At 49.8% G+C, this 24,794-nt stretch carries 29 protein-coding genes, 1 tRNA gene and 2 pseudogenes; 4 read left to right on the top strand and 28 right to left on the bottom strand.

What is annotated here, in order from left to right:
• Window positions 1-90: 90 nt before the first annotated feature.
• From WMO44_RS06580 to WMO44_RS06445, 28 genes and pseudogenes are all read right to left on the bottom strand, one after another.
• On the bottom strand, window positions 91-843 hold the full coding sequence (locus WMO44_RS06580; RefSeq protein ID WP_024724978.1) for a DUF4366 domain-containing protein: 753 nt from the start codon (window positions 841-843) through the stop codon (window positions 91-93).
• Window positions 833-1,084 (bottom strand): DUF4315 family protein, encoded by a 252-nt coding sequence (locus tag WMO44_RS06575; protein ID WP_006059582.1) that lies wholly within the window; start codon window positions 1,082-1,084, stop codon window positions 833-835. Before WMO44_RS06575 ends, WMO44_RS06580 begins: the two co-directional genes overlap by 11 nt.
• A 29-nt stretch (window positions 1,085-1,113) precedes the next feature.
• Entirely contained in the window at window positions 1,114-2,823 is a 1,710-nt protein-coding gene (locus tag WMO44_RS06570; RefSeq protein ID WP_024724979.1) for a CHAP domain-containing protein, read from the bottom strand.
• Window positions 2,816-3,190 carry a DUF3851 family protein gene (locus WMO44_RS06565; protein ID WP_002569211.1) on the bottom strand — a complete coding sequence of 125 codons (375 nt, stop codon included), beginning with the start codon at window positions 3,188-3,190 and terminating at the stop codon, window positions 2,816-2,818. Before WMO44_RS06565 ends, WMO44_RS06570 begins: the two co-directional genes overlap by 8 nt.
• Window positions 3,191-3,192: 2 nt before the next feature.
• On the bottom strand, window positions 3,193-5,592 hold the full coding sequence (locus tag WMO44_RS06560) for a VirB4-like conjugal transfer ATPase, CD1110 family (RefSeq protein WP_006059580.1): 2,400 nt from the start codon (window positions 5,590-5,592) through the stop codon (window positions 3,193-3,195).
• Window positions 5,549-6,004, bottom strand: a complete 456-nt coding sequence (locus WMO44_RS06555; RefSeq protein WP_002589059.1) for a PrgI family protein — start codon at window positions 6,002-6,004, stop codon at window positions 5,549-5,551. Before WMO44_RS06555 ends, WMO44_RS06560 begins: the two co-directional genes overlap by 44 nt.
• Window positions 6,005-6,018: 14 nt before the next feature.
• The gene (locus tag WMO44_RS06550; RefSeq protein WP_002589060.1) at window positions 6,019-6,564 is read right to left on the bottom strand and encodes an MT-A70 family methyltransferase; all 546 of its coding nucleotides are present in this window, start codon (window positions 6,562-6,564) and stop codon (window positions 6,019-6,021) included.
• Between the two features lie 13 nt (window positions 6,565-6,577).
• Window positions 6,578-7,447 (bottom strand): VirB6/TrbL-like conjugal transfer protein, CD1112 family, encoded by an 870-nt coding sequence (locus WMO44_RS06545; RefSeq protein WP_024724981.1) that lies wholly within the window; start codon window positions 7,445-7,447, stop codon window positions 6,578-6,580.
• Window positions 7,448-7,516: 69 nt separating this feature from the next.
• The gene (locus tag WMO44_RS06540) at window positions 7,517-7,735 is read right to left on the bottom strand and encodes a Maff2 family mobile element protein (RefSeq protein WP_003525154.1); all 219 of its coding nucleotides are present in this window, start codon (window positions 7,733-7,735) and stop codon (window positions 7,517-7,519) included.
• A gap of 219 nt (window positions 7,736-7,954) precedes the next feature.
• Window positions 7,955-8,779 (bottom strand): annotated as a pseudogene (locus WMO44_RS06535) (VirD4-like conjugal transfer protein, CD1115 family); the annotation flags it as partial.
• Window positions 8,780-8,811: 32 nt separating this feature from the next.
• Window positions 8,812-8,982, bottom strand: coding sequence for a transposon-encoded TnpW family protein (locus WMO44_RS06530; RefSeq protein ID WP_349152122.1), 171 nt, complete (start codon window positions 8,980-8,982; stop codon window positions 8,812-8,814).
• A 141-nt stretch (window positions 8,983-9,123) separates the two neighbouring features.
• The gene (locus tag WMO44_RS06525; RefSeq protein WP_349152121.1) at window positions 9,124-10,995 is read right to left on the bottom strand and encodes an AAA family ATPase; all 1,872 of its coding nucleotides are present in this window, start codon (window positions 10,993-10,995) and stop codon (window positions 9,124-9,126) included.
• Window positions 10,992-12,488, bottom strand: a complete 1,497-nt coding sequence (gene mobQ, locus WMO44_RS06520; protein ID WP_349152120.1) for a MobQ family relaxase — start codon at window positions 12,486-12,488, stop codon at window positions 10,992-10,994. The genes WMO44_RS06525 and mobQ overlap by 4 nt, the downstream gene beginning before the upstream one ends.
• Window positions 12,445-12,810: a DUF3847 domain-containing protein gene (locus WMO44_RS06515; RefSeq protein ID WP_349152119.1), complete on the bottom strand. Its 366-nt coding sequence runs from the start codon at window positions 12,808-12,810 to the stop codon at window positions 12,445-12,447. The genes mobQ and WMO44_RS06515 overlap by 44 nt, the downstream gene beginning before the upstream one ends.
• 354 nt (window positions 12,811-13,164) lie before the next feature.
• A complete protein-coding gene (locus WMO44_RS06510) occupies window positions 13,165-13,605 on the bottom strand; it encodes a hypothetical protein (RefSeq protein WP_349152118.1) in 441 nt (146 codons plus the stop codon).
• A gap of 2 nt (window positions 13,606-13,607) precedes the next feature.
• On the bottom strand, window positions 13,608-14,066 hold the full coding sequence (locus WMO44_RS06505; protein WP_349152117.1) for a DUF1700 domain-containing protein: 459 nt from the start codon (window positions 14,064-14,066) through the stop codon (window positions 13,608-13,610).
• Complete coding sequence (locus tag WMO44_RS06500; protein WP_349152116.1) at window positions 14,063-14,422, bottom strand: PadR family transcriptional regulator; 360 nt, start codon at window positions 14,420-14,422, stop codon at window positions 14,063-14,065. Before WMO44_RS06500 ends, WMO44_RS06505 begins: the two co-directional genes overlap by 4 nt.
• Before the next feature lie 159 nt (window positions 14,423-14,581).
• Window positions 14,582-14,926: a TnpV protein gene (locus WMO44_RS06495; protein WP_349152115.1), complete on the bottom strand. Its 345-nt coding sequence runs from the start codon at window positions 14,924-14,926 to the stop codon at window positions 14,582-14,584.
• Window positions 14,923-16,794, bottom strand: coding sequence for a DUF4368 domain-containing protein (locus WMO44_RS06490; protein WP_349152114.1), 1,872 nt, complete (start codon window positions 16,792-16,794; stop codon window positions 14,923-14,925). Before WMO44_RS06490 ends, WMO44_RS06495 begins: the two co-directional genes overlap by 4 nt.
• 60 nt (window positions 16,795-16,854) lie before the next feature.
• A pseudogene (locus WMO44_RS06485) lies at window positions 16,855-17,901 on the bottom strand (type IV secretory system conjugative DNA transfer family protein); the annotation flags it as partial.
• Entirely contained in the window at window positions 17,898-18,398 is a 501-nt protein-coding gene (locus WMO44_RS06480) for a PcfB family protein (protein ID WP_008723309.1), read from the bottom strand. The gene WMO44_RS06480 and the pseudogene WMO44_RS06485, both read right to left, overlap by 4 nt.
• Window positions 18,399-18,498: 100 nt before the next feature.
• Window positions 18,499-18,810 (bottom strand): DUF5720 family protein, encoded by a 312-nt coding sequence (locus tag WMO44_RS06475; protein ID WP_008723307.1) that lies wholly within the window; start codon window positions 18,808-18,810, stop codon window positions 18,499-18,501.
• Between the two features lie 23 nt (window positions 18,811-18,833).
• The gene (locus WMO44_RS06470; RefSeq protein WP_002589066.1) at window positions 18,834-19,601 is read right to left on the bottom strand and encodes a BRO family protein; all 768 of its coding nucleotides are present in this window, start codon (window positions 19,599-19,601) and stop codon (window positions 18,834-18,836) included.
• Window positions 19,602-19,637: 36 nt separating this feature from the next.
• A complete protein-coding gene (locus WMO44_RS06465) occupies window positions 19,638-20,516 on the bottom strand; it encodes a DUF6017 domain-containing protein (protein WP_006059572.1) in 879 nt (292 codons plus the stop codon).
• A 67-nt stretch (window positions 20,517-20,583) separates the two neighbouring features.
• Window positions 20,584-20,772 carry a hypothetical protein gene (locus tag WMO44_RS06460; protein WP_006059571.1) on the bottom strand — a complete coding sequence of 63 codons (189 nt, stop codon included), beginning with the start codon at window positions 20,770-20,772 and terminating at the stop codon, window positions 20,584-20,586.
• 28 nt (window positions 20,773-20,800) lie between these two features.
• Complete coding sequence (locus WMO44_RS06455) at window positions 20,801-21,073, bottom strand: DUF5720 family protein (protein WP_007862445.1); 273 nt, start codon at window positions 21,071-21,073, stop codon at window positions 20,801-20,803.
• An 11-nt stretch (window positions 21,074-21,084) separates the two neighbouring features.
• The gene (locus WMO44_RS06450; protein ID WP_006059569.1) at window positions 21,085-22,014 is read right to left on the bottom strand and encodes a ParB/RepB/Spo0J family partition protein; all 930 of its coding nucleotides are present in this window, start codon (window positions 22,012-22,014) and stop codon (window positions 21,085-21,087) included.
• Entirely contained in the window at window positions 21,971-22,792 is an 822-nt protein-coding gene (locus WMO44_RS06445; protein WP_002569249.1) for a ParA family protein, read from the bottom strand. Before WMO44_RS06445 ends, WMO44_RS06450 begins: the two co-directional genes overlap by 44 nt.
• Before the next feature lie 560 nt (window positions 22,793-23,352).
• On the opposite strand from WMO44_RS06445, the gene WMO44_RS06440 reads away from it, so the two are divergent.
• The 4 genes from WMO44_RS06440 to WMO44_RS06425 all read left to right on the top strand — a co-directional run.
• Window positions 23,353-23,426: transfer RNA gene (locus WMO44_RS06440), tRNA-Arg, on the top strand.
• 396 nt (window positions 23,427-23,822) lie between these two features.
• Window positions 23,823-24,083: a hypothetical protein gene (locus tag WMO44_RS06435; protein ID WP_154256648.1), complete on the top strand. Its 261-nt coding sequence runs from the start codon at window positions 23,823-23,825 to the stop codon at window positions 24,081-24,083.
• Window positions 24,080-24,334, top strand: a complete 255-nt coding sequence (locus WMO44_RS06430; RefSeq protein ID WP_005924919.1) for a hypothetical protein — start codon at window positions 24,080-24,082, stop codon at window positions 24,332-24,334. Before WMO44_RS06435 ends, WMO44_RS06430 begins: the two co-directional genes overlap by 4 nt.
• A partial coding sequence (locus tag WMO44_RS06425; RefSeq protein ID WP_349152113.1) for a replication initiator protein A occupies window positions 24,297-24,794 on the top strand: 498 nt, incomplete at its 3' end. The genes WMO44_RS06430 and WMO44_RS06425, both read left to right, overlap by 38 nt.

The raw sequence follows: 24,794 nt of genomic DNA, 5'->3' as shown, positions 1-24,794 counted from the left end.
AGAGTGAGTAGAGCAGCAGAGGACAGGAATTTCTCCCTGTCCTCTGTCCCTTATCCCGCAATGATTTGAAATATGCTACGCTCAAACGGTTCAATCTGTTCTATCACTTTCCTCATTAGGGTCAGAACCCTCAAAACCATCCTCAAGGACTTCCTCATCCTCAGTTTCCCATTCCTCGGAATCTTCCTCGCCATAATCATAATCGTCCAGACTGTCATTGCCCTTGGTCTTAGGCTTATTTTTAACGAGCTTCAAGTAGGCAAATACGCCACCGCCGCCCAGCAGAGCCAGCAGAAGGATCAGGGCAGCCGGGTTCAGTCCGGCAGGCTTCTCTTTTTCCGGCTCCGGTGTTTCTGCCGGAGGTTCCGGTGCTTTTCCCGTACATTTACTCTTATCAGTTACACAGACCGGGCAGGCCGTATTAACTGCCCCTGCTTCACATTTCTTCGTGCAGCTGCACACAGCTGGCGGCTCCTCTTTGGCATTTCCATCTTCCATCAGTGCCATCAGGTCCGCTTCATCCACCTGGTTCAGAAAGTGAACAGCAGTCTTTTTATCCTCGTTGGCCCTGTCGATCAGGATATAAAAATAGTTGCCTGCCTTGGTGGTAACGGTAATGAGCTGCTTGTTGCCACCAAAATCATCCACCAGAGCGGCGTTGCCATCCGGGGTCAGCGGAGGTGCTTTTTCCGTTTCTTCCACCACCACATTGCTGTCATTGGTGGTATCCTCTGCCGGGGGCGGAGCTGCGCCCTGGGCAAAAGCGGGAACGGTAAAGCCCAATGCCAGAACCAGCGTCAGGCAAATGGCGGAAAGTGTTCGGAGCAATCGTTTATTCCTCATAGCTGTTTTCCTCCTGTTCGTTGTTGTCATCAGCCAAACTGCCGGGAACTGTGCCTCCGGACAGCATGGCGCTCAGCTGAGCCGGGGTCATACGCAGTGCGCGCACCATCTGGACGATCTCCAGATTTTCTGCCTCGGTTTTCTGTGTCTCCAGCGCCTTGAGCTTTTCCTGATACTCTGCGATCTTCTCGCGGACCTTAGTAATCTCCTGGTCAATGCGTTCAATTTTGTTCTTTGCCATCGTCTATCACTCCTTCTAAAAAATCTCTGTTACCAGTTCATCAGGCCGTAGCCCTTGATACTCTGATAATTCAGGTCATAACTTTTGATCTTGCAGGCATCGCCGGAATTTCCCTCCACGGTATAAACACGGCTGCCATCGGTGCCGACAACAATTCCCACATGGTCTGCGGAACCATCCAGATCCCAATCGAAGAAAATGGCATCACCGGGGGCGATGTTTTCATATCCTCGTGCGCCCCACTGTCCATGAGACTGGAACCACGGAACACCCTGAGACTGACAACCAGCAAAGCGTGGTTCCGTTCGACCGGATTGACCATAGCACCATGATACAAAGCAGGCACACCATTCCACACGGGAGTCAAAGCCGTACCAGCTCCAATAAGGTTGTCCTCCCACATTGCCCACCTGACTTTTCGCCAGTTCCACCAGCTGCGGATTGCCGGGGCGGGTGCCATTGATAAATTCAACACCAGTCAAATCTTCAGAAACACCTGTATCGGGAGAACCGCCACCAAACAACAGCGGCTTATTGCCCATAGTCTGTCGGTAGACCTGGTACATCTCCATCTGCTCCGGAGTCAGTAGTTCTGGCGCAAGAGAGGCAATGGAACGGCTTGTTAAAGTTACATGGAGAATACGATATTCATATTCATGCTCATCCCCATCTTCGTCAGTGTAAGTGCGAATCTGAATTTCTTCTCTCAGCGTGAGCTGATACTGTGCATCAAACACACGCTCCAGCTCTGCCTGTGCGCTGTGGCGTGTATAGCCCTGCAAGACAGCAGAGAGAAACGCCGCAAGCTCATGGGGGTCATGGCCGATCATGCCAAGGTTATAGCGATACTCGTCATACCCTGGGTGGCTGCTTTCGATGTTGTCGATTTTCTCCTGCAACCGAGCTTCTCTGTCTGCATAATCTGCCTCCACCGCCAGCATTTCCGGGTCATCCGATGGATAGGTAGTGCCGGAAATTACAGAACCAATACTCTGTGCCATCATAGAGCAGGAGGACATGGTATTCATCAGCATACAGGCGATGAGGAAAAAAACCCCTGCCATCAGGAAGCCCTTCTTGTGGCGCATGACGAATGCCCCTGCCTGCTGTGCCTTTTCTTTTACCGTCCTTGCGGCTTTTCCGGTTTTGGACGCAGCCTGGGCGGTATTTCCGGCAGTCTGACCGGTGCGCTTGGCGACGGCATACTGCTTTTTGATACTCTGTTTTTGCTGCCAGCGGGAGAGAGGGTTGCTGGTAAACTGAGGATTTTCCCGTAGGGACTTCTGGTACAGGGCATTTACATTTGCCTTTTCCAGCTTCTGCTCGGCCTGGGCTGCTTTGCGGTACGGCTTCAGCTTGTGGCTGCGATAGCCCTCCCGCACCAGATAAGCGCTGGTCTCCACCGCCTCCTCGGACTTGTGGGCGCTTTCCACGCCCACATTGTCCTGTTCTGTTTCCCGGATCTCTTTGTGAAACTTGCCCGCGACCAGATGGACGGGAGCTTCCTTAACCCCTTGAGAAAGTTTGGAAGGTGGTTTTTTCTTGTCCTCAAAGGTCAGCTTCGAGGTCTTTTTCCCGGTGTCCGGGTCAATGACCGTCTGTCTGACTTTTTTCTTTGGAATATTGGCCTGCGCCTTATCTGCTCTGGCCGTAGCTTTCTCCGTTTTGCGGATCGGCTTTTCCAGTGCAGGGTCAGCCCGTTCCTCATCAGTAAAGCGCAGGCGCGGCTCTTTATTCAAACCAATCACCCATTAGGATAGCATCCATCATGTGGTGCAGCTCCACATAGAGGGCCAAACCTTCCGGATCATATAGCGGATGCACGGTGAGATACGCATGGACTTGCGCCAGAATCTCAGAGAGCATTGTGATAGGTCTGCACCCTACAATGGTTGCTGCACCAGGGGCACACATCATATTCGCCCAAATCGAAAAGAGACGGGCAAGACCAATTTCGCCATCCTCATTCAAGGTTTTGAGTTCTTTGTCAGCGGTACGACACTCAACAACAGCGGAGGCCATTACCGGAAGCAACATGAATTCGTGAGCCTCCAATGCCTCACGGAAAAAAATCATGGTATCAAGTTCGCAAATATTCTGTTTCATAGTTATTCATCCTCCTTTTTCAGTTCCTGGGGTTTGGTGGTCATAATGCGGTAAAGCTCAGTATTCTTCGGGAAGTGGTCAACGAAGGGCAGGATGGTGGAGCCATAGAACAGCAGGCCCTCGCCCTCACCGGAGTGGGTCACATAGCTAAGCTGGTGCGTGGAAATGCCCAGCTGCTTGGCGAGAATCTGACGGTCTCCGCCTGCCTGGTTGAGCATATACACGAAGTCGGAGTTTTCAAAGATGTTCTCCACCTCGCGGCTGCTCAAAAGGTCTTTGACATTCTGGGTGATACCTGTCGGAATACCGCCCCATTTGCGGAATCGCTTCCAGATTTCCACCGTATAAGCGGCGGTCTGCTCCTCCTTCAAAAGCAGGTGCATCTCGTCGATGTAATAACGGGTGGACTTGTGGGCAGCGCGGTTAATGGTAACGCGGTTCCACACCTGATCCTGGACCACCAACATACCGATTTTCTTGAGTTGCTTGCCCAGCTCCTTAATGTCATAGCAGACAATGCGGTTATTGATGTCCACATTGCTCTGGTGATTGAACACATTGAGGGAGCCGGTTACATAGATTTCAAGGGCCGTGGCGATATACTGGGCTTCCTTTTCCTCCTGTGAACGGAGCAGGTTATATAGGTCCTCCAGTATGGGCATATTCTCCGGGCGCGGGTCATTGAGGTAGGTCTGATAGACCAGACGCACACAACGGTCGATGATGGTTTTCTGCACCGGCTGCAATCCGTCCTTACCGCCCACGATCAGCTCACACAAGCTGAGGATAAAGTCAGACTTGAGGGACAGTGGGCTTTCATCATCCGAATAGTCCAGGTTCAGATCCATCGGATTGATGTAGTTGGTTGAGGTAGGCGAGATCTTGATGACCTGCCCATGCAGACGATCCACCAGAGGTGCGTACTCCGCTTCCGGGTCACAGATGATGACATCATCATTGGTAAGCAAAAAGCAGTTGGCAATCTCACGCTTGGCGCTGAAAGACTTACCGGAACCCGGCGTACCCAAAATCAAGCCGTTGGGGTTTTTCAGCAGCTTTCTATCCACCATGATGAGGTTGTTGGACAGGGCATTGATGCCGTAGTACAGGGCTTCCTTGCCGTTCTGGAATAATTCCTGTGTGGTGAATGGTACAAAGATAGCCGTAGAACTGGTGGTCAGCCCTCGCTGAATCTCGATCTGATTGAGTCCCAGGGGCAGACAGCTCATCAGCCCTTCTTCCTGCTGGAAGTCCAGTCTGGTCAGCTGGCAGTTATACTTCTGGGCAATAGAGCCTGCCTGAAAGATGTTGTTGCCAAGCTGACGGGGGGTGTCCGCTGTGTTCAGCACCAAAAAGGAGACCAGGAACATTCTCTCGTTTCGGCTCTGCAAATCCTGCAACAGCTTTTTCGCTTCGCTGCCGTAGGTGGCAAGGTCAGAAGGAATGATGTCCATGTCGTATCCGGCGCGGACTGCTTTTTTCTGTTCCTCAATCTTACTGCGGTCCAGATCGGTAATCTTACGCTTTACCGTTTTGATGGCTTTCACCTGATCCACCGACTGAATGTGCATACTCACAATGAGCGAGCTTTCCATATCCAGAAAATCAGCCAGCAGACGGTCATTCAGCTCTGGGGCTAAAATCTGCAAAAAAGAAACAGCCCCGTATTTCTTGCCCATACGGAACTGCTTGCCGGTGCGGAACTCAAAGGAGCTTGGTGCAATAAAATCCTTTGTGGACAGGCCGGAAGGAGCCAGCCAGTCCCATTCAAACTGAAACGGGAGCTGTTCATCCATGTGGAATACCGCATGAAGCTGGGAAAGCCTTTCCTTACCGTCCAATGTTCTGGCGGCTACACCAAGACGCTTGAAGTTATTGAGTATATCGGTCTCAATACGCTCCAGACGGGGCTTGGCGGCTTTGATGCTGTCAGCGTTGATACCAAAGGTCAGGTATTTGGTCTTGATGAGACCGTTGTTGCCTCTGACCAGCTGATTTTGCAGCATCGTGGTATATTCCTCACGGATACTGTCAAAGGCATCCCCCTGGGGCGGAATGGAAATGGAGTTGGCAAAGGTCTCCTCCGATGCCGCAAGGTTCAAAAAAGACAGCTGGAAGTGAATCGAGCTGTCGAAATAATTGAGGAAATCACACCAGCCCTCAAAGATCGCGGTCTTATCTTCATTTTGGGAGAGCTGATAGTTGATGTCCTGAAACTGAATGGTCTTTGTGTAGTGGCTGTCCGATACGCGGCAGATCCCGTCCGGCCACATTCGTTCATAGGGGATACTGTCCTGTGCCGATTTTCCTTTTTTGTCCGTGCGGTTGGCGCGGGCAATGGCCGCTTCGATCTGCTTCTTATCGGCGCGGGACAGCTTTTTCTTTGTCTTTACCGGATGCACGGTCTTTTCTTCCGGTTTTCCCAGCAGACGGCGCAGCCAGCTTTTCATTGCGGTGAACAATGTCATACACCTCCTTATCGAGCATTTCCTGCCGCTTTAATACGGCATAAAAGTTATTGGTCTGGTAGGGACGCTGCTTGGGACGGATCACAGCTACTTTGAGGATGTTGCCGACGATCTTTTCCAGGGGCTGTCCATGCTTTTCATACATTGCCAGCAGGAAGAAGGGCATCATGACCAGCATCATACACATGGCAGCCATGCTGTTTCCCGCAGGCTCACGGAGCCACAAGAACAGCGGTACACCTACAAGCGCCCCGGCGGTAAAGCAGACCAGCTGCCTTCGTGTCAGATTGAACATGACCTTGGTTTTGACTTTGGTTAAATCTTTGGGTACGGGTACATAAGCCATATTATCCACCTCCTTTATGGGAATGAAATAGAGCTGTCCACTTCATTTCCCCACACATCCCAACCGGGTGTGGATTGACGAGCAAACAGTTCTATGCGCGGGAGATCACCCATCAATGAGACAATGCGTTCTCTGGCTTCCTGCGGTTTTTTTGAATGTTCTTCAATGTGAGAGACAATGACCTGATGAACAGCTGCGTTTATACGCTTGGGATGTCCTTTCGTTGCGAGGATACAAAGTTCCACATTGGAGCGCGTCCAATATCCCATTCCCCAGAACAAGCTATCTGCCTTTCGATTTTGCTTTACCCAAACAAAGCCGACGGTTTTATAGGTAAATCCCCATGCCTTCAGAACTGAGAGACCTTCCAGTAAACATGGAATCGTGACCCATAAAAACAAGGCACAGTCTTTATCCGCCAAGTTGCCTACTGGCAGCGCACAAATATCCTCGATACTCATGGTCGGATAGTGACTTTCTGCACTGCGTCCCAATCCTTTCTTGGAATATACTTTGTAGTTCCATGGCGGGTCTGCGTAAATGATTTGATATTTTTTCATACAGAACCCTCCTTTAGTGCGCCTGAAAGACTGATTTTGCGAGACTGCCGGTTTTGAACAGCGTAAAGCACAGCAGTACGGTGTAGCCCACGCAGCTCCAGATTGCCATGATGATGTCATCTTCCAGAGCGATGTTCTGCACCAGCACAGCATAAATTGCCACGCAGACGATAATGAGAAACGCCTGAAAGCCCAGCGCCAGCAGGGATCGGAGGTAATTCTGTCCCATACCGCCCCATTCTTTACCCATCATTGCAGCCATTGGAACGGGAGCCACCGAAGTCACAAGGTAGATTTCGATCATACGGCCATAAATAACGATAAAGATACAGATATATAACGCCCACATAGTAATGCCAATAAAGAGGGATTGGAACCACAGTCCGAACAGCGGTCCCAGATCCATTTCCATCAGCCTCGGTTCCAGATCGGTCATAACTGAGGAAATGTCAATGGACGCATCCGAATTGATAACCCCTGCCGCCTGCGCCACTACGCTCTGCGCCATATCAAAGACGCCCATCACGATATTCCATGTATTTGTGACAATGAGGATGGCAGCGGCTGATTTGAACACCCACTTGAAAATCATCCAGGTGTCCACATCATGCAGGTTGTTCTTGTCTGCGATCATCTGGATCAGGTCTACGGTCATCACGATAGCCAGGATCACGCCTGCAATCGGCACCATGATGGAGTTGGACAGATTCTCAATCATGCTGAAAATACTGCCATTCCATCCCTGTGGGGTCTGGCCTACCTGTACGGATATATCCGCGACCTGCTGGTTTACACTGTCAAACATCCCCGAAAGGTTGCTCATAATGCCGCCCACCAGCATTTCTTTCAGCCAATTTGTCAGGGCTTCAAGTAAGAAATCCATACGGTGTCAACCTCCTTTCCGCCGCCCCCGCAAAACTGCGGGAGCGGCAAGGATTTCATACGGAGACGCTTAGACAGAGAAAAGCCCGGAGAGCAGAGGTACAAGGACCATGCCTACCACGGCTACACCAGCACCGGCCATGAGCTGCTTCATGCCCTGGCTCTTGGCGCCGGGGTTGTCGTTGCCGTAACCTTCCAGCAGGTTGATAACGCCCCAGATACCGAGACCGGCACCGAGCGCGATAACGAGGGTCTGAAGAACGGTGATTGCCTGTTCAAAAAATGCCATATAGTTTGTTAGCCGGAATCTGATTAAAAAATAGGTTTGTCATGTTTCATAGGCATACAAAAGCCGGAACAATCTGCCGCCCGGTTTCCGGGGGCATGATTCCGGCTGTCCTCCTTTTTCATTATTTTTTCTCGCGATTGTCCGCTTTGTACGCCAATGGCCCATAGAGGGCAGATGCGGCGAATAGATAAGATCACTCCCTTCTAAAGCGGAACGAAATTAAGCGCCCTTTGTGTCTACTTCATATACATCGCAGACCTCATTGGGCTTGAGTTTCAGCCTTGCGGACAAGAATGCTTCAATATCAAAAGCGTTCTTGTCATCCGCGTCGGCAGTGTACTTGAAATTGGGGTGCTTGGTGATGTCGTACTTATCCGAAAGGAAAGGACGCACACCGCGCAGCTGGAGGATACACTTGCCGCCATCCATAACAGCAAGCTCATCCTGGCTCATCAGCTCTTTCCCCAATTTTTGATAGTTGAGTGAATGGGATGTTTCCCTCCCACGGCTCTCTCCGGTGTTGTAGGTGTCGATGGTTTCCTTACCCAGCACGGCGGCCAGCTCCTTGAGAGTGGTCGGCTCCTTACCGCCCAGAAAGATGGAAGTATCCATGTTTCCGATAATGGTATCTGCGTTATCCTTATAAATCGCCTTGAGCTGACTCTGCGCCTGCAACACCAGACAGGCGGAGATCTCACGGCTTCGGATGGTGGCCACCAGCTTTTCCAACTTGGGTATCTGGCCAATGTTGGCGCACTCGTCAATGAGACAGCGCACATGGACCGGGAGCCTGCCGCCATACACATCGTCGGCTTTTTCACAGAGTAGGTTGAAAAGCTGGGTATAACACATAGATATAAGGAAATTAAAACTGTCATCAGTGTCACTCATGATGAGGAACAGGGCAGTTTTCCTATCTCCCAGAGTGTCCAGCTCCAGCTCATCATAAGCCGTGACCTCACGCAGCTCTGCAATGTCGAACACGGCAAGACGCGCACCACAGGAAATCAGGATCGACTTGGCTGTTTTTCCAGAGACGAATTGTCAAGGACTTTTTAATCAAGTTTACAAAGAAGTCACATTCTGCGGACTTCCTCACGGAGCAGACGCTTGATTTTGTCCTCCATCGTCTCTTTTGCGGTCTCGCTGAAATGGACACGGACGATATAGGTGGTCTTGCCAATCTGCTTTCTGACAGTCGGGCAAGGGCTGTTGTTGGTGGTGCTGTGGGTTGCGGTATTGTTCATTCAAAATCCTCCTGTAAATGAAAAATGCCCGGTGACTATTCATCATCGGGCGGTGTCGGTATGAGGGAACAAGGCAAGGCGGCAACATTAAGGTATCTATAAAAACCTTGCCGCCTTTGCCACGCTTGCCTTCTTCCTGTGTTACTCTCGGAGATAGCAGACCCATGCTGTGCCGTCTTTCTCGGTCACAAGCCTGTCCCCGATGCGGCTCTTTGCCGTTCTCATGGTGCGTGAAGAAATCCCACGCTCATTGACTGCCTTTTCCAACTCTGCACTCGGCATACGCTTTCCGTCCTCAAGCAGTTCCAGAATAAGCATTTGCGCCTGTGCGGTCTTGCTCTCGGTCTTGGCGGTGTCCGTCCCGGCAAGAAGCTCGTCAGCGGTAATGTCATAAGCTCCTATCCACTCAAAACCTTTCTCGTCTCCCAGAGAAAAGGCAAGGGACTGTCCGGGCGGCGCAAGGGAGCTTTTCTCATGGATAAGTACCCTTGTTGTGGGGCTGTCCTTCAGCTTGCCGATAAAGAGCAGACTGCGGACTGCCGCCGTAATGTCGATAGACCCTAACCCTCGGTAGGTGCTTTGTGTTCCTGCGGCTTTGTTGAGGTGTCCTATCAGAACGATAGCGCACCCGGTAGCCTGTGCAATGTCGCCCAGACTGCGGAATATCGGGCGTACCTCATTTGCCCTGTTCATATCCACATCTGCGCCCAGAAACGCCTGTACCGGGTCAATAATAACCAGCCTTGCGTTGTTCTCACGGATTGCCCTTGCTATGCGTTCATCGGCAAGAGTCAGCGGTGTGTCCCTGTCGTCAATGACAAGCACTTTTTCAAGGTCTGCGTCCGCTTCAATCAGTCGGGGCTTGACGGTATCGCCCAGACCGTCCTCTGCGGTCTGGTAGATGATATTGAAAGGGTCAAGGGTCTCCATACCGGGCAAAGGCTTTCGGTTGGTACAAGCCGCCGCAAGGCGCATGGCAAAGTAGGTCTTGCCCTCGCCGGGGTTGCCCTGTATGATGGTCAGCTTTCCGAATGGGATATACGGAAACCATAGCCAATCAACGCTCGTCAGCTCCACATCAGCCATGCGGAGCATTGGGACAGGCTGGGCGGTGGGCAGCTCTCGCAGCGTGATTGTTTCCGCTATGAATCTGCGGTTTGGAATGTCCTTTTGCTGACGGAGAACATCGTTCCAGTCTTTCCTTGCCGGGACAAGCCGCACAACGGCGATCTCGCTGGGAATGTCCTGCGTCAGTCGGGAGCAGGCTTCACTTCCTGCGGTGTCGCTGTCAAGGCAGAGGAACACTTTTCGGGTGTCCCTGCGGTCAGAAAGGAAACGGTCAAGGGCTTTGCCCGAAACGCCGCCCAGGGCAAGATAGCTCCTTGTCTGCCAGTCCTGCGGATAAAGGCAGATAAAGGACAAAAGGTCTATCGGTGCTTCAAAGACAAAGAGCTGGTTGCCGTTGCCCTCGTAACGGAACGGATAGGATTTATCGGAGCCGGTAATGTCCTGTCTGAATGGGTCTGCCGTCCCTCGCACATGGGCGTATCTCGGTGTGCCGCTTCGGTCTCTGCCGACAAACACAACATTGTGCCGCTTTGCGTCCTCGTAAATATCCCCGGAAAGAAGAAAAGCCTCAACAAGCGTTTTGTTGAGACCTCGGCTTTCGCAAAGATATTGAATTGCTCTTTCGGCTGTTCGGTTGTGCAAGGGCAAGTGAAACGCTGTGGGCGGTGCTGTGCTGGCTTCGGTCTGTCCCTCGCCGCTTTCGCCGGTCAGGAGCTGGACGGCTTCGGGAAAGGACTTGCCGTAAAACTCCATGACAAAATCAATGGGATAGCCGCCCTTGCTCTGGCTGTGACGATACCATTTGTTTCCCCGGACGGTCAGGCTGTCATGTTCTTTCCAGCGGTATTCCCGTCCGCTTTTGATTAGTGTCTCTCCCTGTGTGCGGAGAAAATCTTCCAGACTGACGGCATTTGCCCGGTCAATCTGCGCTTGGGTATAATTCATCGGGATAGTTCCTCCTTTTTCTGTCGTGTTTGAGGTCGATTTTGGAGCTTTTGCTCCTCTGTACGCTCGTTAAATCGGGCGGCAGTATCTACGCATGACTTGACCTTCCAAAGACGGTGTAAATCGTCTCTGACGGTCTTAAACTCGCCGTAGGTGGTTTCATGCGCCTGTTCCAAAGCGTCATACTCTGCGGACAGCTTTTTCATATCCACCTTGCCGTCCGGGAACTCCCCGGTCAGCTTTCGTCTGGCGGCGTAGAACTGTTTCAGTTCCGCTTCATGCTCTGCCTTGTATTTGGCTCTGGGCTTTTCAAACTTGATTTTCTGCAAGCCGTCATAGACCGGCTTCAAACTCTGGAATGTAGCGGAGCTGTCATAGAGCTGCTTAATCGCTTTCATTCGTGCGGTCTGTCCGTCCAGCGTTTTCTTCAAGCTCTCTGTGGTTGCGCTGTGTTCGCTGACACGGCTTTCCAAATCTTCAAGGGTGTAAATACCGTTTGCCCGGAGATAATTGAAAGTCTCGTTCATCTCCTTTAGGTTGCTGATTTTGCCTTTCTGGGAATATGCCCCGGCTTTGCGCTGGGTGTAATAGGCGTTCAGCAGAGAAACAAGGTCGGGGGTCTGCGGCTTGGCAAGCTCGGCTTTCATGTCCGCTATCCAGCCGATAAGAGAAGTGATTTTCTTCTTGATGTCACGGATAACGGCGTTGGTGGCTTTGATCCAGCGGTTGAACTCGCCCTTTTCGGTGCGTATGCCTTTCTTCTCCATTGCCCGGACGGTTGCGCCCTCATGGATGGTGGGAAGTAAATCCACGCCCTGACGCTCATAGCTTCGGTGGTCGATACGGACAGCAAGCCCCTTTTCCGCAAACTTGGCGTTGCATAGTTCCGCCCATGTCTTCCGCCAGTATTCCAGCGTTTCGGGACTGCCCCAGTCAGTAGTGGGAACGGCATTGAACACAAAATTTCCATCTGCTCCCCGGATACGGTTGCCGTCCTCGTCCAGCTCATACACTCGGCGTTGCTTTAGCCCCCATTTGCCGTCCTGTTCGATGGGACGGATAGGGCAAAGCACATGGAAGTGTGGGTTTGGTATGCCGCCGTCCTCCCGGTCTGGCTGGTGTACGGCGAAGTCAACTACCATGCCCCGGCTCACAAAATTCTCCAATAATAATTGCCTTGCAAGAGCGATGTTTTCCTCAAGGGAAAATTCATTCTGCAAGGCAATGTCAAAGCTGTATGCAAGCTGGGCGTTCTTTCCACGCTCGGCTTTTTCCACGGCGTTCCATAGCGTCTGGCGGTCTGCGTATTCGGGCGGTGCATGGGACGGTAGAAGAATGTCGGAGCATATCACGCCGCCCTTTCGGGTGTAGTCGCTGTACTCGCCGTAATACTCGCTATACAATCTCTCGCCGGAACGGTAGGCGGCAGAAGCGATAGCGGACTGTCCTTTACTGCGTTTGGTCTGGGTGACTGTGAAGTGGAATATTGCCATCGGCTTTCTGCTCCTTTCCTCTGTTGGCTTGGCTGATGTGGGTAATCGCCATGTGTCGGACGGCTCGCTGGACTTCGGACAGAGAAAAGATGTGCTCCATCAGCTCTGTCATTTCGGTGCGTGTGAGATCTTTGACCTCCGGGGCAAGGCTCTCAATCGTGCCGCCCAGATTGCAAAGGCGGTGGGTGCGTTTCTGTCTCTCGCCTTTCTCCAGATACTTCTTTCTGTTCTCCAGACGCTCCAGCTTGTGCTGTTCCTGTGCAAGCTGCGTCTCGGCTCGCTCCTTGTCGGCTCGGAGTTGTTCAAGGGTTTTCGGTTTCATTTTTCGTAACCTCCTTTTTGAAAATGGGTATAAAAAAAGACCGTCAACTTTTGTACATGGGAATGTGTGTCAACGGTCAATTTTTCGATATTCGATTTTTCAAACTTGCTGGCGGCGAACGGTTTGTCAAAACCGTTTGCGGACGGCAAGTCCACAGGGGATAGCCGCTTTAGCGGTGCAAGGGGGTGTAGCCACCTTGACGGAACGAAGTGACGCAACATTCTCGGTCAAGCAGTTTTCTTCTGCTGACGGAGAATGAAGCTCCGCAGGACGCACTACTCTCGTCAGGAGAGTATAGAAGTGCGCCCTTTAGTTCCTAAAGGGATTTTTCTTTTGGTACTACATTACACTTTCTTATTCTTTAATAAATGAAATGTAAATAGTTAAGTTATCAGGTATGTAGCTGATGCCCAATCCCTTTTCTCCATTTGACAGAAGAGTGCCAATAGAAACATAGTCCTGTCCCTTGATTTCTTCGGACACATCCTCAATCACGGAAAAGCCCTCTTGCTCCAAAAGCTTCATATAATCATGATAATCGCTTTCGGCTATATCTACAATGCTGATACCGCAATTTTCGTGTTCTGTATCAAGCATAGCCCATGCAACTGTACCGGATGGAACAGGAAGGCCTTCCGTGTATTCATTCATAGGCCATACCCCCTCGTCAAGCATGGTAATATTTTCGGATTGGGTATTGCTTGAATTATCCGTAGTGGGCGGCGTGTCTTGATTGGAACAAGCTACCAAAGAAAGTATAAGTAAAACAGCGATTATTGAAACAAACTTTTTCATAGTTACCTCCTGTTTTTGCGGACTGTTCGTATAATCTGAATAACTGCAAACGCAACAGCGATTACACCAACAACCAAAATTATTTGCAAAGCGTCAAACCTAAATGCCCCCTCGACTTGAATGTTCGTCATTGCGTCAGCTTGTCCGATTGCTCCTTCTGGTGTTCTTCCGTTTTTGGTAGTGGCGTAAATCACGAAAGAAGCAACAGCAATGAGAAGTGCGACAACACTTGAAATGATTCCTTTTCGTTTCTGTGATGATGTGTTATCAATCCCGAATTGTTCTGCGGTACTATCCGCAAAATCTTTTGGTGTTCCCAAGCGTTCAATAACTTGTTGTTCCGTATCGCCGTGTTCGACAGCCGAAGCAAAGATTTCATTTAGATCACGCAAGACTTCCATTCTCTCTTTGCGTGATAAGTGCAGTTCTTTTTCCACTTGCTTAATATATTGCTCTTTCATTCTGATACCTCCGTTTGTTGATAGGCGGCAATAAAGCTATTTACGCAATCTGTGTAGCTTGCCCAAAACATAATCAATTTCTGTAAGACTTCCTTTCCTTTGGGAGTAAGGGAGTAATATTTTCTTGAGCCGCCATTCGCCGCCGCAGGTGCTAATCGACATTGAATTAAGTCTGCTTCTTGTAAACGGTACAAAATAGGATAAATCGTTCCTTCTTTTGCATAGCCTAAGACAGACGCACTATCATTTAACTCGGTGATTATCTCATAGCCGTACGTTTCCTTGCGCCCAATCAGAGACAAGAGTATCATTTCAAGAGAGCCTTTTTTAAATTGTTGCACATACCTATTATCCATACTCTCTACCTCACTTTAGTTTCACTATTCAGTAATCCTAAATAGCGAAACTAATTATACTCACTTTCGCAATTCAAGTCAATAGGCTTACTGAAAAAGTTACAGTTCGTTCAAAATAATTTGAACGCCCGAACATTTTTCGTCCGGGCGCTCTCGGTGTCAATCATAAATCAGTTCAAACTTTACAATCGCTTCTGCCTGTGCCTTGCAAGCGTTCATCTGCCGTACCCATTCCATTTGGTTTTCGGCTTTCAGTTGCTCGGTCACGCCATTTCGCTTTGCCAGCTCCGGCACGATCAGCTCCATGCGGTTTCGTGCCGCTTCGTCAATCTCGGCACAATGCTCAAAGAGCTTGTCGGATAGCACCAGCTCATTGAACAGTATCGGGCGGTGCATTTCCAGATACGCCTTGCGAAGTCTGCCGTAGTGTCCGATGGGCTTCGTCTTGTGGATAACGATGTTCGGAATAAGATAATCTCCGTTCTGTCTGTAAGTGATATTCATGCAATCTGCGCTCCTTTCTGCGGTTCTCTCTGCGGTAAACTGCTGACCGGGACGAACACGCCCTTTGCAATGTCCTCCGCACGAATGGCGGCTTTCTTGGCTTCGATTTCCGCTTTTTTCCTCTCCTTGATTTTATCCTCGTATCGCTTCTGCGCTCCGCTGGCTTTACGCTTCAAGTAGTTCTGATGAAGCCTGTCCTTGCGTTCCTCACGCTTGCGGATTTCCTCTAATTCCTCCGGGGTCAGCTCTGCTTCTCCAAACGCCGGGGGAACGAAACGCCCCACGAAATTGAAGTAAATCTCAACCTCCTGTGTGGTCTGGGTACTGCCTTTGCGGTCACGCTCATGCACAAGGATTTTCTCGATAAATTCATTGAGCATGGCAATCGTCAGCTTGTCAAAGTTTTCGTATTTGTCAATCAGAGCGATAAAACGGTCAGCGTCCTTTTCGTGCTTCTCATAGCTCCTGACTGCCTTTTCCAGAGCAGAGATTTCAGCGGTAAGCTCGGACTGCTCCTTTTCGTATTGAGCGTCCAGAGTGGCATATCTGCTGTCGGACAGCTTTCCTAAAATGTTGTCCTCATAGATTTTACAGAGCAGTACTTCCAGCTCGGAAACTCTCTGCTTGGCGGCGGCAAGGCGTGTCCGCTGTTTCCTGACCTCTGCCGTCTGCTGGCTTGACTGCGCTTCCTGTACCACTCGGACAAACTCGGCTCGGTCATGCTTGGCATACTCGGCAATGGCTTTGAGCATTTCGGAGACAAGAGAAAGTACCACATCTTCATTGATACGGTGCTGTGTCTTGCAGAGCGTTCCGACTGGGACTTTGGTGTACTGTGAACAGGTATATTGAGAAATGCGCTTGCCATTGTTGGTGCGGTGGACATACATCTTGCCGCCGCAATCGGCACAATAAAGCAAGCCTGTGAGGGGTGCAACTTCGCCCCAGCCGTCCGGGTAGCGTCTGACCTTGCTGCGGATTTTCTGCACAAGGTCAAAGGTCTGCTGGTCGATGATAGCTTCATGGGTATTCTCGAAAATCGTCCATTCGTCCTCCGGAACATAATGGCTTTTCTTGTCCTTGAAATGCTTTCGGGTCTTGAAGTTGATGGTGTGTCCCAGATACTCACGCTTTTCCAGAATATTGACGATGGTGGAAGAACCCCAGCCGTACACATCTTTGAAAGTCTTGTTTTTATTCACGCCCTCGCCATGCTGTGCAAGGTAAGCGGACGGAATGAGGACTTTATCTTCTTTCAGCCTATTGGCGATCTGATACGGACCGAAACCGTCAATCGTCATGGCAAAGATACGCTTCACAACCTCGGCAGCTTCGGGGTCAACCAACCATTGGTCTCGTTTCTCGTTCCAGAGGTAGCCGTAAATGACTAAGCCTGTGAGGTGCTTGCCTGTCTTGCCTTTGGATTGGAAAGTGGAACGGATTTTACGGCTGGTGTCTCTGGCGTAATACTCGTTCATGATGTTGCGGAAAGGGGTGAAATCATCATCCCCTCTGGCGCTGTCCACGCCGTCATTGATGGCGATAAGGCGCACACCACGCTGTCGCAGGATTTCCATAATCTGACCGACTTTCAGATAGTCACGCCCCAGACGGCTCATGTCCTTGATACAGAGGTATTCCACATTCCCGGCTTCAACCTCTTTCATCATGGCTAAAAATCCGGGGCGGTCAAAACAAGTGCCGCTGATACCATCATCCGTAAAGTGGACAGGATTCGGAAAGTCATGCTGGGCGGCGTAGTCCTCCAACAATTTCTTTTGGTTGGAGATGGAATTGCTTTCGCCCTGTAAATCATCGTCACGGCTCAAACGCTCGTAAAGAGCGGTGATTTTCTCGTTTCTTCTCATTGCTTGCGCTCCTTTCTACGACTTTAGGTTATGTGTTCTAAGAGACTTCCCAACCACTTGATTAAGAAGTCTTTTAGAGCATACAACACCTGCCGCCAGCTTATATTTCTTATACTGGCGCACCGCAAAGTGGTTTGGCTTTTCTGCTTCCAATGCGTCAAACATCAGATCCACGGGGTTTTTGAACTCCTCGTCATCCTCCCGGACTTCCATGGCGTTGATGAACTCAATAAGGGTGGAAAAATTCTGTTCCTCCACCGGAGCCTCATAGTGGATATAGCCAATGAGCGCACAATAGAGAAGCGTTTCTGCCTTGACCCAGAAATCGTCTCCGGCCTTGCCTTCGCCTTTGGTGTTGGCGATCAGCGTTGTGACCAGCTTCAAGATGTCCTTTTCGCTATGGATATAGGCGAAAGGGTTATAGTGCATGGATTTCTTGAAGTTGATGGTATTGAGGACCTTGATTCGGTACGGCTCATAAATGACCTTGCCGTGCTTATCCTTCATTGGCTTTCCGTCTTTCCCCAGCTTGGGTGCGCCCCTTTGGAGCATTTTTCCGCACTCCACCAAAATGGTTCCCTTCGGGTCTGTGACCACATAGGAACTGTGCATCTGCATCAGATTCGGTTTGAGCCAGAAGCGGGTCTTACCGGAACCGGAGCCGCCAATCACCAGCACATTTTTGTTTCTGGCGGTCTTTGGGTCCTTGGGGCGGCTGTTCATTGTCAGGCTCTCCGTTTTCGTCAGAATCACATTGTTCTGGAATACCGGGTCGATGTAGGGTGTAATGTCCTCATGGGTTCCCCACCGGGCGGAACCGTATTCCATGCCGTGCCTGTACTTCTTGGCGTTCTTGCTTTTCAGGTACACAGCCAGCCGCAGGCCGCCGCAGCAGCACAGGCCCACCAGCAGGTCCAGCGGGTGCAGGCTGGGCCACCAGCTGGCCAGCGCCACCGGCAGCGTGGAGAAGAACGAGAGCATTTTTGCCGAAGCGTCCGCACCCACGGCCATCCGCCACGCTTCACCGAAGTTGGTGGAGAAAAGCCCCATCAGGATATACGGCAGATTCAGCAAAATGAGCTTTTTGATGTTCAGCTGCTTTTTCATCGTTCCAGCTCCTTCCGCTTGTTCCGGTCCACGACGGCGTGTTTTACCAGTTCTTTGAACTGGCTCAGCTTTGCCAGCACGGACGGGCGCTCGGATTTCTCCGCCTTTCTGACCTTTTTCCCGGTGTACTCGGTAAAAGCAGCGGTCAGGGCATCCGCGTCCCGACCCTTGAAAAAGATCAGGTACTTGGGTGGGGAGCTGCTGCGGTCCTTCTTCACCGCATAGTCCACGCCGTATTTCCGGGCGATCTTCTCAAACTCCTTGATGGAGGGGTCGGTGATCTCGATGTTGGAAACCCCTTGGTTTTGACCAATCAGCTGTTTCACCGTCTGCTTGCCCTGGGGCTTCACAGGCGCGTCACGGCTTCTCTGCTTTTGCAGCTTCTTTTCCTTGCGGTGGGCAAGGTACTTGCTGATGGCGGCTTTGAGCAGCCTGCCGGTGAACTTTGTTCCGCTGACAACCAGCGTTAAAGTCCTGTTTTCCACTTCTTCCTGCATTTTCATCGCCTCCTTTCCACAAAATGTGCAGGGGTGGTGCATTTATTTCTAAGGCGGGACCACCAGCCGCCGGAGAAGGTATTTCTTCATCGAACCGCCCTCAACGAATTTGCTCAGAACGGTCATAGAGCAAATCTCCATTTCTGACCTTTGCATGACTGAGAATCTTGATCTGTCCCTTTGCCTGACTGTCCAGAGCTTTTTCATAGCCCTTATCTGACAAAAACAGGCGGGTTCGTTCACCTTTCCAGCCCACCGGGGAGTCATGCGTCAGCACATCAAAAATAATCATGTGCCGGGTGTTCTCAGCAAATCGCTGGAGATCCATGTAGTCATGGCCGTGATAGTTCTGCGCTCCAGCTTTCTGGCGCATTTCTTCCATCAGCTGACCGATTGTTTTGCCTTCTGGCATAAAACTCACTTCCTTTCCCACTCTCATACAACCATCAAAATCATGTCTCTCAGCTGAGCAAAGTAGAGTTTGCCTTGCGGGGTTATCAGCGTATAGGAGCCGATATGCCCGTGATTGCAGTAGTCTTTGACACAAAACAGTCCTTCATTGGCTGGCTTTGCATAGGGCAGTACATTACCGGATGCGGTGCGGTACACAAAACGCTTTTCCAGAAGGAAACGGACAAACCGACGCTCCGGGACAAGCAACTCTTTGGCGGTGGTGCGGAGGTTGGTACTGTGATTGAGGTCGATGAACAAATCATAAAAGGCTGCCTTACTCTCCAGCAGGGCATTTTCCTCTCGTAGCGACGCATTTTCTTCCCGCTCAGCAAGCAGCTCGGAGCAGAGCTTTATCAGAGCTTCCGGAGAAGTGGCTATCTCCCACAACTTCTCTTTTGTGAGATAGGCTCCGTGCTTGCGAATGGCAGGTAGAACTTCATCAAACACCCATTGTTCAAACCGTTCCGCTGACGGCAGTTTACTATGGGCGATCAGACGATATAGATCACCTTCGGGGATAAAGAGCATTTCGACCATTTGTACCGCGGGGCTTCCATCTGCCTTTTTCCCAGTCTGGACCCCTATGGAACATTTCGTTCCACCCCTGGTATGGTCGCGGACGGCTTTGCGTGGATTGGTATATCCCAGCGCTGTTGCCACATCTGTACCGCAAAATAATACTTTGCCATTCTGTTCCAAAGTGCGAATGCTTCCGAACTCTGGACTATTGAAAATTTCAATCTGATTCATGCTGTGCCTCCTTTGGTGTAATACAAAAGCGGCTGATTACCAGCCGCCTGCGTGCATATCGTGATTTACCAGTGAAGTGTAGTGGTTATTCATGGTGGTAGGAGCGTTGAACAGCACTGCAAGCAGGTACTGCTTGATGTTGTGTACCTGGGTGGTGTTCTTTTGCAGACAGTCCATGACAAACTCGATGTGAGAGCTGTCCAGCTTCAAAAAGCGGGAGCGTACAATTTCATGAGGAAAGTCCGCACCAGAGATCCGGGTGGTCTTTCGTTTGGCACAGACCGTTTCTACCAACAGCTCTACGATCTCATTTAGGTCATCCAGGTAGAGAGGATAACGCTGCTTCAGACAATCATACTCGATATTCTCCAAAATCAATTCCCGATAATTTTCTATCTCTGTGACAGACATCGCATCCCTTCCTTTCCGTTCCGGCGGTATTACCGCCGCTGTTTCCCGGAAGGGAATGGAATCGGTATTTGATCCATGAGTATTTTGTTTTTGGGTATTTGATTTCTTAGTATTTAATTGTGTTGGATTTTCCGGTAACGGATTTACCGCTGACGGGTTTACCGTTATCGGGTTTTCCGACAACGGCTTATCCAACATCGGTTCTCCCTCGATGGGACGCTCAAAAATGGTATACTCATTGGCTGCGAATTTACCAGAAGCATCAGTTGTCTGTCTGCGCCGAATGTATCCGGCTGTTTCAAGCTCATTGACAGCAGAGCGGATTGCATCTTTGCTTTCTCGATTGATATAGCTGAGTCCTGACAGCGTATAATCCCAGTCATCAGGCAGAGATAACATTTGCGACAAGAGACCCTTTGCCTTCAAAGAAAGTCGTTTGTCTTTTAGATGAAAATTGCTCATAACCGTGTAATCGCCAGTGCGTTCTACACGAAAAACAGCCATTTACTTCACTCCTTTCATTTCTCAGGTATGAAAAAAGCCGCAATTCATAAAAGAATTGTGGCAGCGGTTAGGGTCTGTCTGTATCTTTTTTCTTGCGTCGGTAGGGGCGTTTTGGCATTGGTGGTTTATCAAACAGATCCCTTTCCTGAGAAAATGGTAAGGTTTGAAAAACACGGTCAATCTCGGTGGATTCCATATCACGCTGTGAGCGGCAATCTTCTTGAATAGCTTCTCGGATTTCTCTTACAGTACACATATTCATTCCTTTCCTTTCGTTGTATCGGTTATGAACGACGGTGTTTTTTAGGCTTGAAGTCGAGGATATGCCCCTCAATAACATGGGCATATCTCTTAATTTTGATTTCTCGACGCTGCTGGCTTTGCAGAGCTGACTGATACCCGTCCTCTGTGAGAAAAAGCCTCATTTCGTCACCAGGTTCTCCATAAGCAGTAGGGCGCAAGACAGTAAACTCAATCATCCAGAAAGTGCTGTCCCAAAATCGCTCCACTGCAAGAATGTTGTGGCCTTTCAGTTCCCTTGCTGCAATATCTTTCATAGGCTCTCCCTTCATCGTTCCTGATCTCGTTGGCGTTTTTTCTGCCATTGTTCCAGCAGTTTAATAATGGTTTCCTGCATTTTGGCCGGTGTATAGCTTTTGGGGAAATACTTTCGCAAGGTATCGCTGCTCAAGGTCACTTTATCCAGATCACCCTTTTTTTCCTCTGACATGATGGCAAGCATCACATCTTCTGACAATTTCCCTTCCTGGCTGAACTTTTTCATTCGCTGAGCCTGAGAGAGAGAAGGGGTAGCCTGCTCATAGTCCATTGTTTCCACCAGCATTTGCTGTTCGTCCGGTTTCAAAAAAGAGAGTTCATAGGCTGGGTTAAATGCGATTTTCTTTTCATCCACCATATCCAAAAGCTCTGGAATCAGTTCAGTCAAACGAACATATCGCATTACCTGGATACCGCTTCGTTCACCGGCTTCTTTTGCCACCTGGTCTCTGGCGCTCAACTTCTGTTCAACTTGAACAGAAGTCAGGTCTGTTCTTGCTCCTTGATGTTTAATGGCTTCCAGCTTCATTTTGTAGGCAAAAGCCCTTTCACTGGGGAGCAGATTTTCTCGCTGCAAATTGCTGTCAACCATAATAATTGTGGCAGCATCGTCATCCAAGTCGCGCACAATGACAGGCATGGTTTCTTTTCCGGCCAATTCGCTGGCTCTGCGGCGTCTGTGACCGGCTACCAGCTCATAACCGCCATCAGGCAGTGGTCTGGCAATCGCAGGAACCAACACACCATACTTTTTGATGCTGTCTGCGGTTTCTATCATTGCATCATCATCCTTGACCTTGAAGGGGTGATCCTTGAACGGATGCAGTTCAGATAGGGGAATTTCCTGAATTTTTTCCAGTTGCTCGTCTTGCCGACTTTCTTCTGTAGAAAACAGGTCATCTACTGAGGCCAGCTCTATTTTTTTCGCGCTGCTTTTCAAGTTTCAATACCTCCTTCGTCAGATTTTTGTAGCCCTCAGCCACTTTGCCATTAGGATCATGGGCATAAATGCTTTTTCCTTCAGCACTGATTTCTTTAGCCCTGACAGAATGAGGAATTTCTGATGTAAACACCTTGATCTTACTGCCATAGGTTTCGCGCAGAAGAGCGGAGATTTCTTTGGCAAAGTTGGTTCGGCTGTCTACCATCGTCAGCAGAATCCCATCAATTTGCAGCTTAGGATTGATTTGTCTGCGAACCTTATTGATAGTTTGCAAAAGTTGCTCCAAACCTTTAGCTGGAAGATACTCTGCCTGGACGGGGATTATAACCCTATTAGCGGCAGCCAGTGCATTGACCGTAAGCATACCCAGGGAGGGCTGGCAATCAATAAGGATATGGGAGTATTGCCCCTTCAGCGTGTCCAGATATTGTCGCAGAATGGTTTCTCGGCTCATAGCGTTTACCAGAGATACCTCCATACCAGATAGCTGGATGTCCGCAGGCATCAGGTCTACGCCCTCAGGGTGGTGCAGGATACCCTCGCCGGGACGAATTGGTTCATCCATCAAAATACGGCCCATAGCGTCTGACAGTGTAAAGGGCAGCTTATCAGGCTGAGGATTGCCCAAGCTGATGGTCAGGCTTCCCTGTGGGTCTCCGTCAATCAGAAGGACTTTCTTCCCGGACTGCGCCAGACCAATTCCAAGATTGGCACAAGTGGTTGTTTTGCCGACACCACCTTTTTGGTTGGCTATGGCAATAATCTGTGTATTCATAATTTCACCTCATTTCTTTCTAAGTTTAGATATGAAAAAAAGTGCCTGCTCTACCTTTCCTGAAAAAGATAAAACAGGCACTTTTACTGGCTCTATACCTCTTGTAATGAACCTCTATGTATGGTAAACTATGTCCACGATACCATGAATATAATTAAGTCTCGACGGGAATTGAACTTTTGGCTAACGCCAAATTTCGCGCCTTTGCAAACAGAGTGCAAACAATAGGGGGCTAAAATCCTTTGTTTTTGCTTGATTTTGCTTGTACAAGGTTTATAGAGAACATGGAGAAAAGCCTTGATATAACTGCATTTTCTTTATCCCCGTTGATAGGGAATATATGCACTGGGGCCATCTCCTAAGAATTCGGTCAACCTGATACCTTGGGGGCAGAAGTGATTGCTCTAATCAAAAGCAAGACCGGGAATCGAAGTTTTCTCAACAATTTTTGATGCAACAAGTTTAACACCGTTCCGGTTGCAACGCAGTCGGTCACTTCGTTGTGAAAAGCATTCCATACAAAGTGCAGAAAAGTCAAAAATCAACGATAATACATATATGTCTCTATACCTCAGCTGGATAGAGGGTTCGCCTCCTAAGCGAAACGCCCCCGGTTCGAACCCGGGTAGGGACATCCTTTTAAGAAATGCGAAGGTCATTTTTCCATGTGAAAGACGATCTTCGCATTTTTCATTTTGAACCTATCACCAAAATTAGCCAGCTAATGCCATTAGCAGAATTTTCAGCTCCAGCTAATAAAATCGGCTTTCCAGCTAATGAAGCCTCATAAAGCGCCTTTTGAACCCTGTTTTCTGGCTCTCTGCTAAGATTGGTAAACGCTTTCCTGTAAATCCATGTAAATACAAGATAATCTGTGTGAATCTATTTTCCACCTTTCTGCTGGAAGCCGTGCAAAACACTTTTCTCCATACATAGCGCGTTCACTCGCTGTTCTCTCGGAACAGAAAGAGGAACGCGCTTTTTTGTTTTCGGGCCGAACTTCCCGAATCCACCAAAGGAGGGTTTACCGATGAAAAAAGTTCTGACCGTCACGATCGACGGTATCCGCTACCATGCTTCCCGCCCGGCAGATTGCCGGCACTGCTTCTTCTGGAAGAATCGAAAGAAGGGCTGCGTTCTCGGCAAAGAGAACTGCTACTACCTGATCGAGCCGCCCAAAGGCCCCAGCAAGTGCGAAGGGTGCCCCTACAAGCGGGCAAAGCCCTGTGTGCTGGTTCCCTGCTACAAAGACCTGATGGCACCGCTGGAGAAACGAGGTGATGCCAAGTGAGCCACAAGCGAAACGAAGCTCTGCGCCATGTTCAGCACTCCATGCACCATGTGATCGCCGCTGGCGAAGGTTCCGACCGTGCCCCGGACAGCTGCAAGCTGTGCCCGTACTATCGACCCGATTTCAAGTTCCGCACCTGCCTGTATGCCCACTGCCCTTATAAGAAGCAGGTAAACGTGTTCCGTTCTACACCTGAAAAATGGGATATTCTCTATGCCCGAAAGAAAGCAGACAAGAACCGCAGACCTTGATTACTTCTATGGGCAATCCGGTGAACTGTTCTCGTTCTATCGGATTCCCAAAATGCTGTTTCAAGACAGCCGCTTCCAACCGCTCTCCACAGATGCCAAAACGCTGTACGGCATCCTGCTCGACCGCATGAGCCTTTCAGCCCGGAACGGCTGGTTGGACAAGGCCGGGCGTGTGTTCATCATCTATACCGTGCAGGAAGTGCAGGATGCACTGGGCTGTGCCGATAAAAAAGCCACCAAGCTGCTGCGAGAACTGGAAGAGTACGGCCTGATTGAACGCAAACGGAGGGGGCTGGGCAAGCCCGATCTCATCTATGTAAAGAATTTTTCGTCAGAATCGTCAAAATCACGCTTTCTGAATCGTGATAATGACGATTCTGGAGCCGTCCAGAATACGCTTCAAGACCCGGCCAAACTACGATGTAATAAGACTGAGAGAAATAATACAGAGGTAAGCGAT

It is taken from the genome of Faecalibacterium tardum (assembly GCF_040096515.1).
Classification (GTDB): domain Bacteria; phylum Bacillota; class Clostridia; order Oscillospirales; family Ruminococcaceae; genus Faecalibacterium; species Faecalibacterium tardum.
The sequence above is the reverse complement of the archived record's forward strand: the minus strand, read 5'-3'. Positions and strand labels throughout refer to the sequence as shown.